Genomic DNA, 15,579 nt, shown 5'->3' with positions numbered 1-15,579 from the left:
CTCTTTGATCTCGACACGAAAACGGGTAATTTCAGTGTATCACAACAATGCGGAATGTTCAATGGTAATTGGTATAACTCATAGGCAGTGACCCAGCTATTGTTCGGCTCTAGTGTCTGCTCATCCCATGCCGCCCCATCTTGGCCGTAGCGCGGCAGAATGCGTAGGCTATAGTAGCCACTCACGGTCGTATTGTTCGCCAGTACCCGAATAACAAAATCACCGCTGACCGCAGCGGTGAAACTCAGCACGTTGTGGGTGTTGCCCGAAGAGGTGTTGGCCGCATCACACTCACGTCGTAAATAGCTAGTAATCTGTGTTGTTCCGGGGGCGTAGAGGATAATAGCCATACCGGAACGGCTATAGCCATCACAAGCACGGCCATCTGGTCTTAGCGTATTCGCCACATTGAACAACTCAATGGCGTAACTGCGCCCAGCCACCGCCGTAAAGCTGTAGAAATCCTGGTCACCAGGTAGATCAATCTGGCCCTGGACGGGATGGTGTAGCCCAATGTTTGCCAGCATCTGCGCGGTACCAAGCGTATCGTTTGGCTCCACCTCGCCAATCGGGGCGGCGTAGATCTGCGTTGGGTTGGTTAAGCCCTGCAGTGTATGCGTCGCCACCCCTCCCAACATAACAACCAACAACGCAACCAGTCCCATCGTTAGCCAGCGCAGCAACCGTACCATGATCGCCTCCTTAAACCTTCACGATCCAGTTTCGACCACTATGCTCTCTATGCTAGACCACACGCCCTTGCTTTTCTAGCGTGGTTAGCTCACGATTAGCTTTGCATTTGCTGAGGTGTTTGTATGGCACACCTTGCGGCGGGAGTTCTGATGCACAACCCCGGTTGCTACACCTTCAATTGCATCTCGGCTAGGCTTGCTATATACTGGCATGACATCATCTAGGAAGGAAGTTACTGTGCCGGGACCAGTGATTGATCTATCGGTCTATGCCGACGAGACGGCCCTGCTTGAAGGGCTGCGCCGCCGCGATCCCGACGCTTGTACGTGCCTGATGAAACGCTTTACGCCTCTGGTCTACGCCCGAGCCTTACGGCTCACCGGCGATCCCGATGAGGCCGAAGGGGTGCTCCAAACCACCTTCATCAAGGTGTGTGAAGCGTTGCCGCGCTTTGATGGCGCAAGCAGCCTGAGTACCTGGATCTATCGCATTGCGACCAACGAAGGCCTGATGCTCTTGCGCCAGCGACGGCCCCGCGTAGACCTTGATGCACTTGCTGAGACGCTCCAGCCCGATGATCTGCCCCAAGCCAACGAGATGTGGTCGCCCGATCCACTACGCGCCGCGCTCAATGGCGAATTGCGTAACAAGATCGAACAGGCGATTGCCAGCCTGCCTGAACCGCTGCGCCTGGTACTTGTGCTGCGCGACCTTGAGGCGCTCAGTACCGAAGAGACCGCCGCGCACCTGGGCATTAGCCCCGGTGCTGTGAAAGTTCGCCTCCATCGCGCCCGTACCCGCCTGCGCGAAATGTTAGCTCACTACCTTGCAACCCATCCGGAGGCTGAGACGGAATAGGCGGCAGTGCATGGATGCATGTGTAGTGGCATCGTTATTATAGCCCTGTGTCATTCTATCTGAGATACTATATGTTAACCGCCCAAGACATTATGGCTATTATCCCCCACCGCTACCCCTTCTTGCTGATTGATCGGGTGGTGGAGTTGGAACCAGGGGTGCGTGCCGTAGCCGAGAAACTGGTCTCGGCCAATGAACCCCAATTCCAGGGCCATTTTCCGGGCAACCCGGTGATGCCCGGAGTGCTCATTGTGGAGGCAATGGCCCAAGCAGGGGCGGTGGCCGCTCTGAGCCTGCCCGAACACGCTGGTAAGTTGGTCCTCTTCGCTGGGATTGACGACTGCCGCTTCAAGCGTGTTGTCCGCCCCGGCGAAACCCTGCGCCTCGAAGTACGCCTCGACCGCATGCGTCGCGGCGTGGGGCGTGGTAGTGGCCGTGCCACCGTGGGTGATGAACTGGCATGCGCATCAGGCTTACTCTTTGCCTTAACCAATCCCTAACTGTAATATCTATTCCCTTGTTTCCTATTTCCTATCTCCTATCTCCTATCTCCTATCTCCTATCTCCTATCTCCTACCTCCTTCCCTAAGGAAGCTATGCTATGGCCGAGTTGCGGCAGAACCTCGCTACCCGCGAGTGGGTGATCATTGCTAGTGAACGCGCCCGCCGCCCCAATGCTTATGCCGAGGCACCCGACCGGCTACGGATGCACGAGCGTCCAGAACACGACCCCGCATGCCCCTTTTGTGTGGGCAATGAGGAGTTGGATCTTGAGGTCTGCCGCAATCCTGCCGAGGGCAATTGGGCCACCCGCGTGGTACGCAACAAATACCCGGCGCTTACTCTCGATGGCGATGTGACCCGTAGTTTCAATGGGGTTGAACGCAACATCACTGGCATTGGCTACCACGAGATTCTGGTTGAACATCCCCTGCACAACGCCACCCCGGCCCTCATGAGCGATGAAGAGGTCTATGCCATGTTGCAGATGTACCTCGAACGGGGCCAAACCATTGCCGCCGATGCGCGCATCGAGCAGATTGTCTTCTTCAAAAACCACGGCGAACGGGCCGGAGCCTCGTTGCTCCATCCTCACAGCCAGATCATTGGCCTGCCCATTGTTCCCGGCGACATCCGCCATCGCATCGAAGAGGCCCGCCGCTTCTTCGACGACACCGGGCAGTGTGTCTTTTGCACCATGCTCTACGACGAACTGGCGCGCAAAGAGCGCCTGATTGGCGTCAACGACCACTTCGCCGCCTTTGTGCTCTATGCCGCCTCATCGCCCTTTCATATCTGGATTCTCCCGCGCCAACACCATGCCAGTTTCAACAACACCAACACTGAGAGTCTCCGCAGCCTAGCCCCACTGCTGCGCGATGTCCTCTTTCGCCTCTACATCCATCTCAACGATCCCGACTACAACCTCATTATCCGCTCTTCACCCACCAAAGAACCCGAAAACGGCTACTTCCACTGGTACATCGCCATCGTCCCCCGCCTCAGCCGTAGCGCCGGCTTCGAGTTGGGGAGCGGCGTCTGGATCAACCCCTCACTCCCCGAAGCCTGCGCCGCGTTCTTGCGTGGCGATCCGCCCCAGCAGACCTAAGAGGCTGTCTGAAAAGTCTATGGTTTTGCGTTGGAGTGCCGGCTTTAGCCGGCTGAAGCCGGCACTCCAGCGTGTGCCCCCGGCTTTTCAGACAGCTTCTGAAGGGAATCTTACATGACTACAGATGCACTCACTTTAGAACTTAGATATAAGCAGCGCGATAAAAATCTAAACATTGACCTACTTCCGCTTCAGGGTTTATGGACAGAAGAGCAGTATCTTAAACTCTCCAACCAAACCAACCACCTGATAGAATTCTCTGATGGTAGGCTTGAGGTCTTAGCAATGCCAACCCGCACCCACCAGTTGCTCGTGCGTTGGATGTTTCTTGCGCTCTTCAGCTTTCTGCAATCGCGCCCTGCCTTGGTTCTGTTTGCACCTCTACGTTTGCAGATCCGCCCCGGAAAACAGCGCGAACCCGATCTGCTGCTCCTGCTTGATGCCCAAGACCCACGCAATCAAGATGCCTTCTGGTTGGGTGCCGATCTTGTCGTGGAAGTAGTTAGCCCTGACGATCCTGAGCGCGATACCCAGCTCAAACGCATTGATTATGCCGAAGCCGCCATACCAGAGTATTGGATTGTCAACCCCCTCGACGAGACGATCACGGTGCTTACTCTGGTTGGCAACAGCTACCAAGAGCATGGCCACTTTCGCCGTGGTGATCAGGCAACCTCCAAGCTTCTTGTCGGCTTTCATGTTGCGGTGGACGCAGTGTTTGGGGCTGCGGCCCATACACATTGAACAGACCTACCACAGTGTGGTACAATCTAGGCGTGAAGTTTATGTACGTATGTTGACTCTCATATAAGCACTCTGCTATACTCAGACCAAACCCGGTCTAGAATTGCCTCCTAGAATGCGAGCAGACCGCGCTTGGAAGCCCCAACTATTATCGTCGGCCACCTGGCGCCAGACCTTGATTGCCTCGTTGCAATCTGGATCTTGGTGCGCTTTGGCGGCGCAACCGACGCCAACTTGGAGTTTGTTCCGGCGGGTCGAACCCTCGACGACCGCCCAGTTGATGCTGACCCCGCGATTGTCCATGTTGACACCGGCGGGGGGCGTTTTGACCACCACCATTGCGCCGATACGACGCTGAGTGCTGCCGAACTGGTGCGCCGCACCGTGGCCCCCGCTGATGCGGCCTTGCGCCAATTGGTAGATCAGGTGACCCGCATTGACCACGCTGAGGCTTATGGCGGTCATCAGCCGGTCTTCTTTAATATCACCGATCTGATTGCTGGCTATAACGCGCTCTACCCCAATCGGCCCTACCATGTGGCCATGGCTATGCTGCCCAACCTCGATGCTTGGTATGAGCATGAGCAGCGCAATCTGCGCCTCGAACGGGCCTTCAATCGCCGCCTTGAGTTCCAGACCCGTTGGGGCCTTGGGATTGCCATGGCCAGCGATGATGGCGCTTCGAGCAAGCTGGCCTATAGCCACGGCGCGGTACTCTACGCCTACCGCGACCGCCGCGGCTACATGGGCGTCGCGGCACAACGCCGCTCTTGCGTGGATCTTACCCCGATCTACCGCGACCTCAAGCGCGTAGACAAACAGGCCGATTGGTACCTGCACCCAAGCCACCGCCTGCTGCTCTGTGGCACACCCAAAGCCCCTCCCCGCGTCCCTTCGGCACTCTCACTGGAGGAGTTGGTGGATGTCTTGAAGCGGCGCACCTAAATACCATTTACGATTGTAGATTGTAGATTGTAGATTGTAGATTGTCCTGCTTGTCACTCGTCACTCGTCACTCATAACGAGTACTACTTGCGCTGCTTCAACGCATACTGATCCAACAACTGCTCAAATTCCTTGATTTGGCGCTCTGCAATGCAGCGTTCCGCAATCACGAGCACTTGGCCACTACTCAAGCCAATCTCATAGACCTCCATCACCTTCGACCAACCCTTAACATCGCTCCAAGGTACGACACTGCGCCCCAAACGTGAACTTATCTCGATCCCATCCTTCTCAAAGGCATAGCGAATCGGCAGATAGATCGGCAAGTTCTCGTCTTTGCTGCGCCGGATCACCGCTGCCCAGCCGCCAATACTATAGGCCACCACCGGCACAGCAGCGGCAAGGTAGAGCCAACGCGATACATCGGGCGTAAAAAAGGTGAATGAGGCCAGTACTGCAAACACCGACGCATAGAGGAAGAAGGTAATCCGGCTAAAGTGGCGCTTCAGGGAGTAGCGGACAAACTCTTCGCGGTTCAACGTGCTTTCAATCATCATCATGGTACCTCTGGCATAACAACGGTTAGGCCCATTATAGCCTAAGAAGCTGTCTGAAAAGCCGGGGGGCACACGCTGGAGTGCCGGCTTTAGCCGGCTAAAGCCGGCACTCCAACGCCAAACCATAGACTTTTCAGACAGCCTCTAAGGGCGTGCCTTGCACATTTTCGGGCTATCGCCCGAAAACTCGTTGTTGGGGCTGCGCCCCAGGACTTCTTCACGCTAACAAAAATCTAATTGCATCAGGACACCATTTCAGGTACAATAGAGCGTATCACCAGAGGGGCAGTTGCCCCACCTTAACCTAAAGGCCCCGCAAACGGGCCACCATGTGAATGTACGGAGGTCGTACCCAGTATGCCTACCTATGTCTATGCCTGTGATGGTTGCGGCAAACAATTTGAGCAGTTCCAGAGTTTCAAAGACGATCCTCTAACAGTCTGTCCCTGTGGCGAGTCCGGCAAGGTTCGCCGGGTCATCCAACCGGCTGGCATTGTCTTCAAAGGCTCGGGCTGGTACATCAATGATAGCCGGGGCACTGGTAGCAGCACCGTTGCTGGCGATGCGGCGAAGAAGGATAGTCCCGCTGAGACGTCAAGCAGCACAACGAGCGATCCTGCCCCCAAGAGTGAGGGCACTGCAACGCCTGCCGCAACAACTGATGCGTGAGTATAAGCGTTTGGTCATCTCCTCCCGTAATTGGTGCGTCTGTAGCGTGGGGTGTCGCAGGGTGCGGCACCCCTAGACGCTTTACGCTTCACGGGAGGATTTTGTATGGCTCTTTCTAACGCTCTGCGCGTCCTGCGCGATGATGTGCGCGCTATTTTTCGGAATGATCCGGCAGCCCGTAACATGGCTGAGGTGCTGCTCTACCCCGGCCTGCACGCGATCTTGCTCCACCGCGTCGCCCACGCCCTCTGGCGTCGCCGTATCCCCTTTCTGCCCCGCGTAATCTCACAGTATGCCCGTTTCCTTACCGGCATCGAGATCCATCCCGGTGCCCGCATTGGCCGTGGCTTCTTTATTGATCACGGCATGGGCGTGGTGGTTGGCGAAACCACCGAGATTGGCGATTGGGTTATGCTCTATCAGGGGGTGACCCTTGGTGGCACCGGGAAGCAGCAGGGCAAACGTCACCCCACCCTCCAAGATCATGTGGTGGTGGGGGTTGGTGCGATTGTACTCGGCGCAATTACGCTCCATACCGGGGCGCGCATCGGTGGCGGTGCGGTAGTGGTTAAAGATGTTCCAGCCCACGCCACCGCTGTGGGTGTTCCGGCCCGCATTGTCGCTACCCGCGACCCAGCCACGGGCAAGCACCGCCGCATTGAAAGCCTGCCCGACCCCGAAGGGGCGATGTTGCGTGGCCTCCACGCCAAAATTATGGAGCTTGAGTTACGCATGAGTGACCTCGAAGAGGTTACCCACACCTATCACGCCGAGCACCACCTTGCCTACGACGCCCTACCCTCGAGCCTCTGGGCGGTGATTGACGATGATGCACTGGAAGCCTATCGTAACTGTGTGGGCGATGAGGAGTATCAGTCGGGCGCTGGGATTTAGGAAGGAACAGAAGAACGGAGGAACAGAAGAACAGAAGAACAGAAGAACAGAAGAACAAATAAATCATTCTGTTCTTCCGTTCATTTGCCCCTCTGTTCTTCCGTTCATTTGCTCCTCTGTTCTTCATAACACCAATGACTATACACATCTACAACACGCTCAGCCGCAAGCTTGAGCCCCTGACAACTATCGAGCCGGGGGTGGTGCGTATGTATGTCTGTGGGGTGACACCCTACGACGAAGCTCATATTGGCCACGCGATGTCGGCGATTGTCTTCGATGTGATCCGGCGCTACCTGGAGTATCGTGGCTACCAGGTGCAGCATATCGTCAATTTTACCGATGTTGACGATAAGGTGATCGAGCGCGCCAATGCCGTCGGGGCCGATCCGCTGGCCCTCTCGACCCAGTTGGCCGATGAGTTCCTCGGTCAACTCGCAGCCCTCAATGTTCTTCCGGCTAGCGCCTATCCCCGTGTCACCCAGACTATCCCGGAGATTCGGGCATTTGTCGAGGGCTTAGTGGAGCGCGGGTATGCCTATGCTGCCGATGGCGATGTCTATTTCCGCGTGGGCCAAGATGAAGATTATGGCAAGCTCTCGGGGCGTTCGCTCGATGAGATGCTTACCGGCACGCGCTTTGAGGTTGATCCGCGCAAAGAGTCGCCTGCCGATTTTGCGCTCTGGAAGGCCGCTCGCCCCAGCGAACCCGCATGGGAGAGCCCCTGGGGGCCGGGGCGGCCCGGTTGGCACATTGAGTGTTCGGCGATGTGTGTTAAGCATTTGGGTTCACAGATCGATATTCATGGAGGGGGCAATGATCTGATCTTTCCCCACCATGAGAATGAGATCGCCCAGAGTGAAAGCCTTACTGGCCAACCCTTTGCACGCTTCTGGGTGCATAACGGTATGCTCCAGTTGGTCAACCCCGCAACACGCCAAGTCGAGAAGATGTCCAAGTCGCTGGGCAACATGATGACGATTGCCAAGTTTTTGGAGCAGTACGAGGGCGATGTCTTCCGCTTGATTGTACTCAGTAGCTCCTACCGCAGCCCACTTACCTACAACAGCGACGTGGCTGCCGATAATCAGCGAAAACTCGAGCGGCTACGCAGCGCACTAGCACCAGCGAGTGGTACGCTCACCAGTGGCCCTGTGGCAGAACAACTGGCCCAGGCGGTCACGAGTACCCACGACAGCTTCACCGCAGCGATGGACAACGACTTCAACAGCGCAGGGGCCTTGGCCGCCCTCTTCGATCTGGTGCGTGCCATCAATAGCGCCCGCGCCGCCGCCCTTGGCGGCGCACCCTTCAGCGAAGCCCAAGCGAGCCTACGGGCCTTAGCGGGGGTCTTGGGGCTACGCCTCGAACCAGCGCAACCCCAGCAGCACCACACGCTTGAACCCTTCATCGAATTGCTCATCAACACCCGCAACGAACTACGCAAACTCAAGCAGTTTGCCCTCGCCGACCAGATCCGCAACCGCTTGGCCGAGCTAGGCGTTACCTTGGAGGACGGCCCCCACGGGACACGTTGGAAGCTGTAGGGTATGGTTTGTGGAGGCTTTACCGTTTGTGAGGACGCGAGGATGCGAGGACGCGAAGCCCTCGCCTCTTCGCCTCACGCATCCTCGCAAGGAGGATGCGAGGACGCGAAGCCCTCGCCTCTTCGCCTCACGCATCCTCGCAAGATGGTAAAGCAACCTTCGGCTTTTCTGAAACCTGCCCTTACCGTTCATTTCTACAATCTGAAATGGCATACGTAGCGTATGATCCCCTCCCTACTCACGGACATGCCCGCGCAACTCTTGGCTTGGTTTGCGGCCTATGGGCGCGATCTGCCGTGGCGGCATACCCGTGATCCCTACCAGATTCTGGTAGCAGAGATTATGCTGCAACAGACCCAAGTGGAGCGGGTGATATCCAAGTATGCGGCCTTTTTAGCGGCTTTTCCGCACCTGGAGGCTTTGGCTGCGGCGAGCGTGGGGGATGTTATTCGCCATTGGGCAGGCTTGGGCTACAACCGGCGGGCAGTGAATTTGCAGCGCAGCGCCAAGGCGCTTGTGGAACAGTATGGGGGCCAGTTTCCACGCGAGGTGGCGCTCTTGCGCCAATTGCCGGGGCTTGGCCCCTACACGGCTGGCGCAGTTGCCTGCTTTGCCTTTGAGCAGGACGTAGTCTTTGTGGATACGAATATGCGCCGGGTGTTGCGCCGTACCCACATGGGCGCTGATGAGGCGACCACAGCCCCCCCCGACCGTGAGTTGCTCAGGTTGAGTGCTGCGTTGCTACCTGCCGGTCAGGGTTGGGCCTGGAACCAGGCGCTGATTGAGTTGGGGGCGCTGCGCTGCCGCGCTCAGCGCCCTACGTGTCCGCAGTGTCCTTTGCAGAGCACCTGCCGCGCCTCTGCCATGTGGCGCAACGCCGATCAAGCCCTGCTAGAACGCATGGAGCAGGGCCAAGCCCGCCCAACCACGCCCCTGCGCCGTGCTGCCGAAGGGCGTGCAAGCTACCGCAGCAGCGAACCCTTTGTTGGGTCCAACCGCTGGTACCGTGGGCGGATCATTGATCTCTTGCGTGATGAGCCAGCGCAACAGGCCGTAGCACTCAGCGAGCTTGGCCCACGCCTACGCGCAGACTTTCGTCCCAGCGACATGCCCTGGCTCGAAGAACTAGTCGCTGGACTCGCCCGCGACGGCCTTGTGTTCCTCGAGGGGGGCACAGTGCGCCTGCCGTGAGCGAGGTACAGAGGATTTCACCACAGAGGCACCGAGGGCACAGAGGTTGGAATGGAGAGCGCGCCAACAATGGCGCTTGCCCTACCATACACCTCTCTGTGTTCTCTGTGTCTCTGTGGTGCGCCTACCGCTACCGTGAGCGAGGTACAGAGGATTTCACCACAGAGGCACCGAGGGCACAGAGGTTGGAATGGAGAGCGCGCCAACAATGGCGCTTGCCCTACCATACACCTCTCTGTGTTCTCTGTGTCTCTGTGGTGAAATCCTCTGCATCTCTCTCATGGGAATGGGTGGCCTTCACCTCCAAACCGCTCTTACACGTTGTAGCCGAGTGGCGCAGGGCACTGCTTCTTTACTCCTTGCCCGCAATAAAGCGCTCAGTAAGCTCACGGGCTTCGTAGTCGGTATACTGCTGGGGGGGGGTCTTCATAAAGTAGCTACTCGGCGCATCGAGGGCACCGCCGATGCCGCGATCAAGGGCCAGTTTGATACAGCGGATGGCATCAAGTACCACCCCAGCAGAGTTGGGCGAATCCCAGACTTCGAGCTTGAGTTCGACATTCAGGGGTACATCGCCAAAAGTGGTACCTTCCATACGAATATAGGCCCACTTGCGGTCGCCCAACCAGGGCACATAGTCGCTTGGCCCAACGTGGACTGCCTCTTCGGGCAGTTGGTAGTCGAGTTGGCTTGTGACGGCGTTGGTCTTACTGATCTTTTTGCTCTCGAGGCGTTCCCGTTCGAGCATATTCAGGAAATCGGTATTCCCGCCAAAATTCAGTTGGTAGGTACGATCAAGGCGCACGCCACGCTCTTTGAAGAGCGTCGTCAAGACGCGATGGGTAATCGTGGCCCCAACTTGGCTCTTGATGTCATCACCAATGATCGGCAGGCACTTATCTTCAAAGCGGCGACGCCAGTAGGCTTGGCTGGCAATAAAGACCGGCACACAGTTGATGAAGCCGCAACCCGCTTCGAGCACCTGCTCAACATACCACTTGGTGGCCATTTCACTACCAACGGGGAGGTACGAGACCACCACATCGGTCTTGGTTTCACGCAGAATCCCGACAATATCATCGGTTGGGCCGGGGGCCTTGGTAATCACGCTACTCAGGTATTTGCCGAGGCCATCGTGGGTCATGCCGCGAGCCACACGCACCCCAAGATAGGGCACCGCGCTAAACTTATAGGTGTTATTTGGTTCTGCAAAGATCGCCTCGGAGAGATCTTTGCCTACTTTTGTATCAGCAATATCAAAAGCCGCTGTGAATTCAATATCATTGATGTGATACCCCCCCAGATTGATGTGCATCAACCCAGGGATTTCGGTCGTCTCTGTTGCGTCACGGTAGTAGTGGACGCCCTGCACCAGCGAGGAGGCACAATTCCCAACCCCGATGATTGCAACGCGAATCTTCTTGCTCACAGAAACTGCATCCTTTCAGTTATAGTCTTTTATTTGAGCGGGGTGTGACCAACATGGGTCGCTGGGGTGTGCGAGGGAACCAGGTTCCCTCGCGCTCCCCCTCCGTTCAAAGGGTTGTAGGGCACCACCCTACAGATTTTGATCACACCCAAAGAACATCAAGACGAGACATGGTACTGTGGAGTAGCATCTTTGACAAGCATGGGTGTTGTACTTTAGCCTTCAAGCAATGTACGCAGTTCAGTTACGACTTGGTTTGAGGCTTCTTCTTGCACAAAGTGGCCTACGCCTTGGTAAGTTACGGTGCGGGCATGAGGGAGAATTTGCTGCCAACGGGTTAGATCGAAGATGCCACCGCTGACGCCACGATCAGCCATGCCCCAGAGCAATAGGGCAGGATGTTTGCTTATCTGCTCCCGTTTGGCCCAGAGGGCTTCGTACCAGTCGGAAGAGCCAATTAGTTCACGGGCGCAGACCCACATGGCATGACGGGCTTGAGGGGTAGGTGCGGCATTGATGTAGTGGCGGTGAATGTGGGATGAGAGTTTCTGTTGCCCCGCAAGCATTGGGATGAGAAAGCGGGGTGAGAAGTTGAGCCGCGTATAGAGGAATTGGCCAAATTTGCCGCTGAGTATCTGGTTGATCTGGAGCGCCTGCTGATTGGTTTGGAGTGACCACATCCATGTGTTGAGCAGTGCCAAACGTATGACGTTATCGGGCTGTTCAATGGCGTAGGCAAGACCAATGGGGCCACCAAAGTCATGCACCACAAGAGTGATGTCACGCAACCCAAGACGCTCAATGAAGTGTTGGAGGTTACGCGCATGATCTGCTGGCCGATAGCTCCAGGCGGCGGGTTTGTCTGATAGTCCGAAGCCGAGATGATCGGGCGCAATGCAACGGTATGTTGGTGCCAAGGCTTTGATCATGTTGCGATAGACAAATGACCAGACTGGCGTACCGTGGACGAAGAGGAGTACCGGCCCTTCGCCCTCGTCAACATAGTGCATGCGCCCGGCTTCAACCTCAATGAAACGCGATGTGAAGGGATATGCTTGACGATCAAGCCACGCGGGTGTTTCCATGTAGCCTACTTCAGATTGCAGACTGTAGATTTTCTTTCGTGTTGGCGGCAAAGCCGCCAACACGAAAGAAACAAAGATTCTTCAGAGGATGCCCGCCCCCGCCGGGGGCTACCTTACATCCGCTAGTGTAAGCATAGCACATGGGTGTTATGCTTGCACTAGTGGAGTGTTGGAGAAATGTTAGTGCGTTGGAAGACTACTCCCTACCTCGTGTATAATGCGCGAAAAGCTGAGGAGTATCTACGTATGAGTGAGTCCCATATGCCAAAAGCTATGCCTGAACGCTACGATCCGGCTGCAATTGAGCCGAAGTGGCAGGAGCGTTGGGCGGCTGATAAGCTCTATCGCACTGGCCCGGCGGATCATCGCCCGAAGTACTATGTACTTGACTTTTATCCCTATCCCTCCGGTGAAGGGTTGAGCGTTGGCCATTGCCGTAACTACGTGCCTACCGATGTGGTGGCCCGTTTCTACCGTATGCAGGGCTACAATGTGCTGCATCCGATGGGTTGGGATGCGTTTGGCTTGCCTACCGAGAATCAGGCGATTAAGACCAAGACCAATCCCGCTGTTTTGACGCGACGCTATGCGGCTAATTATAAGCGCCAGATGGATCTAATTGGCGCGAGTTATGATTGGAGCCGCGAAATTACGTCGTCTGAACCTGATTACTACCATTGGACACAGTGGATCTTTTTGCGCCTCTATGATCATTGGTATGATCCCCGTGCCGACCAAGCGCGTCCGATTGGTGAATTGGAAGCGGAGTTGGCTCAATCTGGCACGGCGAACTTGGGGTTGCCATTAGCTGAAGCCCAGGTGAGTGCAGCGGAGTGGCAGGCCTTTAGCCCGCTCGAACGCCAAGAGTTTCTGAAGCGCTTCCGTCTGGCCTACCGTGGTGAAGCGACGGTCAATTGGGATCCGGTGGATAAGACGGTGATCGCGAATGAGGAGGTTGAAGCCGATGGGCGCGCCTGGCGCTCTGGGGCGCTGGTTGAGCGTAAGGTGCTGAAGCAGTGGTTCCTCCGCATTACGGCCTATGCCGACCGGCTGGATCGTGATCTCGATACGGTTGACTGGCCCGCCCGGATTGTGACGATGCAGCGCAACTGGATCGGTGCTTCCTCTGGTGCGGAGGTGATCTTTAAGACTGAGCATGGCGATGATCTGCTGGTCTTTACGACGCGCCCCGATACGCTGTGGGGGGCGACCTTTATGGTGCTTTCGCCGGAGCATCCTTTGGTGGCGGCGCTAACTACGTCTGCCCAGCGGGAGGCGGTGGAGGGCTATGTCGCCCAGGCGAAGGCCCAGAGTGGACTACCCGCCGCCGCTGATGCGCCAGAAAAGGAGAAGACGGGCGTCTTTACGGGGAGCTATGCGCTCAATCCGGTCAATGGGGCTAAGATTCCGATCTGGGTGGCTGATTATGTTCTGATGGGTTACGGTACTGGCGCGATTATGGCCGTGCCCGCCCACGATGAGCGCGATTTTGCCTTTGCGCTCAAGTTTGGCCTGCCGATCATTCCGGTGATTGAGCGCCCCGATCAGGCCGCTTGTTCGCTGCTACGCGCTGGTACCTACAGCGATGCATTACCCGCACTCTTGCACGAGGCGGGCTATAGCTTTAGCGCCGAGGCGGGCCAGTTGACGGTGAGCCTCAGCGGTGCCCAGGCTGCCGCCTATGCCGCCCTGGTGCAGCCCCATTTGAGTGCCGATGGCTGGACAGAAGTGGTAGGAGCAGGTTGGCTGGTCGTCTTCCCCGATGCGATCATTGCGTTTGACTCGGTTGCGGCGGATCAACACATTTGCAACCGCATCCGCACGACGTTGCAGGTGGACGCCCTGCCGAGCTTTATGGCCTATTTGGCTACAGTGCCTGCCTATGGTGACCTGCTCTTCCACGAGGAGACGGGGACGCCGATCCATTCGGGGCCGATTGATGGGCTGCCCGGCACTGAGGCGATTGCTCGTACCGTTGCCTTTTTGGAGGAACGTGGCCTCGGCAAGGGGCGCAAGAACTACAAGATGCGTGATTGGCTGATCAGCCGCCAACGCTACTGGGGCACGCCGATTCCGATTATTCATCGTGAGGATGGCCTGGAGGCGCTGGTGCCCGATGCGGAGTTGCCAGTGACTCTGCCTGGCGTGGAGAGCTATGAGCCCACGGCGACAGGTGAGTCGCCTCTGGCCCAGATTGACGACTGGGTCAATGTGGTGCTACCCGAAGGACAACGCGGGCGGCGCGAGACCGATACGATGGGCACGTTTGCCTGCTCGTCCTGGTACTTTATGCGCTTCATTGATCCGCGTAACCCCACCATGCTGGCCAATGCTGAAGAGTTGGCCTATTGGATGCCCGTGGATATGTATGTCGGCGGGGCCGAACATGCCGTGATGCACCTGCTCTATGCACGCTTCTGGACCAAGTTCCTCTATGATCTTGGCGTCCTGCCCTGCTTTGAGCCCTTCCAGAGCCTGCGGAACCAAGGGCTGATTCTGGCGCCAGCGAAAGAGGTAGACGGCCAGGTCATCATCGAGAAGATGTCCAAGTCGAAGAACAACATCATCACCCCCGATAAAGTGGTGGCCAGCCACGGGGCCGATGCGCTACGCGGCTACGAGTGCTTCATCTCCGACTTTGAGGCGGCGGTACCCTGGAGTGTTGACGGCGTACCGGGCATCCGCCGCTGGCTCGACCGGGTCTGGCGGATTGTGCTTCACGCCGAGCATGAGCGTAGCCACGGGCAAGCGGCGAGCTACAGCGAACGCCAGTTGCAACGCATCACCCACCAGACGATCATGCGCGTCGAGAACGACATCAGGAACTTCAAGTTCAACACCATGGTCGCGGCGCTGATGGAGTTCACCAACAGCCTCTACCGGGCGCGTGATGCTGGTTTGGTGCAGACCCCCGCGTGGGCCGAAGCGATCAAGACGCTCATGCTGCTGGTCGCCCCGGTTGCGCCCCACCTAGCCGAAGAACTCTGGGCCCGTACTGGCCATAGCTACAGCATCCACCAACAGGCTTGGCCGATTGCCAATGCCGAACTCGCCGCCGACGAGGAGGTTGAAGTTGTCCTGCAGGTCAACGGCAAAGTGCGCGACAAACTCACCGTACCCGTAGATGCCGACGAAGAGCAATTGCGGGCTCTCGCCATGGCCAACGAGCGGGTAAAGAGCTTCATCGGCGAACGGAGCATCCGCAAAGTGATTGTGGTGCCGAGGAAGTTGGTAAATGTGGTGGTGTGAGGAGAACGGAAGAACAGAGGAGCAGAAGAACGGAAGAACAGAGGGATTGCTTCGCCACGATACGCCAGTGGGGAGGTTTGGAGGGGCGTAGCCCCTCCAAAATCACCCC

General features: G+C 57.2%; 14 protein-coding genes. 10 read left to right on the top strand and 4 right to left on the bottom strand.

What is annotated here, in order from left to right; genetic code table 11:
• Positions 1-692, bottom strand: a 692-nt coding sequence (locus tag CJ255_RS11975; RefSeq protein ID WP_133117005.1) for a hypothetical protein, incomplete at its 3' end; no start/stop codon positions are given.
• Between the two features lie 238 nt (positions 693-930).
• Here CJ255_RS11975 and CJ255_RS11970 point away from each other — a divergent pair.
• From CJ255_RS11970 to CJ255_RS11950, 5 genes are all read left to right on the top strand, one after another.
• The gene (locus CJ255_RS11970; RefSeq protein ID WP_097644336.1) at positions 931-1,551 is read left to right on the top strand and encodes an RNA polymerase sigma factor; all 621 of its coding nucleotides are present in this window, start codon (positions 931-933) and stop codon (positions 1,549-1,551) included.
• A 71-nt stretch (positions 1,552-1,622) separates the two neighbouring features.
• On the top strand, positions 1,623-2,051 hold the full coding sequence (gene fabZ, locus CJ255_RS11965) for a 3-hydroxyacyl-ACP dehydratase FabZ (protein WP_097644335.1): 429 nt from the start codon (positions 1,623-1,625) through the stop codon (positions 2,049-2,051).
• A 101-nt stretch (positions 2,052-2,152) separates the two neighbouring features.
• Complete coding sequence (locus tag CJ255_RS11960) at positions 2,153-3,160, top strand: galactose-1-phosphate uridylyltransferase (protein WP_097644334.1); 1,008 nt, start codon at positions 2,153-2,155, stop codon at positions 3,158-3,160.
• Between the two features lie 114 nt (positions 3,161-3,274).
• The gene (locus CJ255_RS11955) at positions 3,275-3,904 is read left to right on the top strand and encodes a Uma2 family endonuclease (protein ID WP_097644333.1); all 630 of its coding nucleotides are present in this window, start codon (positions 3,275-3,277) and stop codon (positions 3,902-3,904) included.
• Positions 3,905-4,036: 132 nt separating this feature from the next.
• A complete protein-coding gene (locus CJ255_RS11950; protein WP_097644332.1) occupies positions 4,037-4,849 on the top strand; it encodes a hypothetical protein in 813 nt (270 codons plus the stop codon).
• Positions 4,850-4,932: 83 nt separating this feature from the next.
• Here the strand turns inward: CJ255_RS11950 and CJ255_RS11945 are convergent, their stop codons facing one another.
• Positions 4,933-5,409: a YcxB family protein gene (locus CJ255_RS11945; RefSeq protein WP_165774683.1), complete on the bottom strand. Its 477-nt coding sequence runs from the start codon at positions 5,407-5,409 to the stop codon at positions 4,933-4,935.
• A gap of 354 nt (positions 5,410-5,763) precedes the next feature.
• Here CJ255_RS11945 and CJ255_RS11940 point away from each other — a divergent pair, with 354 nt between their 5' ends.
• The 4 genes from CJ255_RS11940 to CJ255_RS11925 all read left to right on the top strand — a co-directional run bounded on the left by CJ255_RS11940 (position 5,764) and on the right by CJ255_RS11925 (position 9,707).
• The gene (locus CJ255_RS11940) at positions 5,764-6,075 is read left to right on the top strand and encodes an FmdB family zinc ribbon protein (RefSeq protein WP_097644330.1); all 312 of its coding nucleotides are present in this window, start codon (positions 5,764-5,766) and stop codon (positions 6,073-6,075) included.
• A 105-nt stretch (positions 6,076-6,180) separates the two neighbouring features.
• Positions 6,181-6,969: a serine O-acetyltransferase EpsC gene (gene epsC, locus CJ255_RS11935; RefSeq protein WP_097644329.1), complete on the top strand. Its 789-nt coding sequence runs from the start codon at positions 6,181-6,183 to the stop codon at positions 6,967-6,969.
• 134 nt (positions 6,970-7,103) lie between these two features.
• Positions 7,104-8,516 carry a cysteine--tRNA ligase gene (gene cysS / locus CJ255_RS11930; protein ID WP_097644328.1) on the top strand — a complete coding sequence of 471 codons (1,413 nt, stop codon included), beginning with the start codon at positions 7,104-7,106 and terminating at the stop codon, positions 8,514-8,516.
• A 222-nt stretch (positions 8,517-8,738) separates the two neighbouring features.
• Entirely contained in the window at positions 8,739-9,707 is a 969-nt protein-coding gene (locus CJ255_RS11925) for an HhH-GPD family protein (protein WP_097644327.1), read from the top strand.
• Positions 9,708-10,059: 352 nt separating this feature from the next.
• Here CJ255_RS11925 and CJ255_RS11920 read toward each other — a convergent pair whose 3' ends face one another.
• Complete coding sequence (locus tag CJ255_RS11920; RefSeq protein WP_097644326.1) at positions 10,060-11,136, bottom strand: inositol-3-phosphate synthase; 1,077 nt, start codon at positions 11,134-11,136, stop codon at positions 10,060-10,062.
• 215 nt (positions 11,137-11,351) lie between these two features.
• Positions 11,352-12,221, bottom strand: coding sequence for an alpha/beta fold hydrolase (locus CJ255_RS11915; RefSeq protein ID WP_097644325.1), 870 nt, complete (start codon positions 12,219-12,221; stop codon positions 11,352-11,354).
• Between the two features lie 246 nt (positions 12,222-12,467).
• Between CJ255_RS11915 and CJ255_RS11910 the strand changes: the two genes are divergently transcribed.
• Positions 12,468-15,470 carry a leucine--tRNA ligase gene (locus CJ255_RS11910; protein WP_097644324.1) on the top strand — a complete coding sequence of 1,001 codons (3,003 nt, stop codon included), beginning with the start codon at positions 12,468-12,470 and terminating at the stop codon, positions 15,468-15,470.
• Positions 15,471-15,579 lie beyond the last annotated feature (109 nt).

Origin of the sequence: Candidatus Viridilinea mediisalina (assembly GCF_002532535.1) — a bacterium.
GTDB lineage: Bacteria > Chloroflexota > Chloroflexia > Chloroflexales > Chloroflexaceae > Viridilinea > Viridilinea mediisalina.
Note: the sequence above shows the minus strand (reverse complement) of the source record. Positions and strands in the feature narration are given on the sequence as shown.

Bases quoted from the DNA above. Each gene is read 5' to 3' on its own strand.
- epsC (WP_097644329.1), top strand. From the start codon at position 6,181: ATGGCTCTTTCTAACGCTCTGCGCGTCCTGCGCGATGATGTGCGCGCT.
- CJ255_RS11910 (WP_097644324.1), top strand. From the start codon at position 12,468: ATGAGTGAGTCCCATATGCCAAAAGCTATGCCTGAACGCTACGATCCG.
- cysS (WP_097644328.1), top strand. From the start codon at position 7,104: ATGACTATACACATCTACAACACGCTCAGCCGCAAGCTTGAGCCCCTG.
- CJ255_RS11945 (WP_165774683.1), bottom strand. From the start codon at position 5,409: ATGATGATGATTGAAAGCACGTTGAACCGCGAAGAGTTTGTCCGCTAC.
- CJ255_RS11960 (WP_097644334.1), top strand. From the start codon at position 2,153: ATGGCCGAGTTGCGGCAGAACCTCGCTACCCGCGAGTGGGTGATCATT.
- CJ255_RS11940 (WP_097644330.1), top strand. From the start codon at position 5,764: ATGCCTACCTATGTCTATGCCTGTGATGGTTGCGGCAAACAATTTGAG.
- fabZ (WP_097644335.1), top strand. From the start codon at position 1,623: ATGTTAACCGCCCAAGACATTATGGCTATTATCCCCCACCGCTACCCC.
- CJ255_RS11925 (WP_097644327.1), top strand. From the start codon at position 8,739: ATGATCCCCTCCCTACTCACGGACATGCCCGCGCAACTCTTGGCTTGG.
- CJ255_RS11915 (WP_097644325.1), bottom strand. From the start codon at position 12,221: ATGGAAACACCCGCGTGGCTTGATCGTCAAGCATATCCCTTCACATCG.
- CJ255_RS11955 (WP_097644333.1), top strand. From the start codon at position 3,275: ATGACTACAGATGCACTCACTTTAGAACTTAGATATAAGCAGCGCGAT.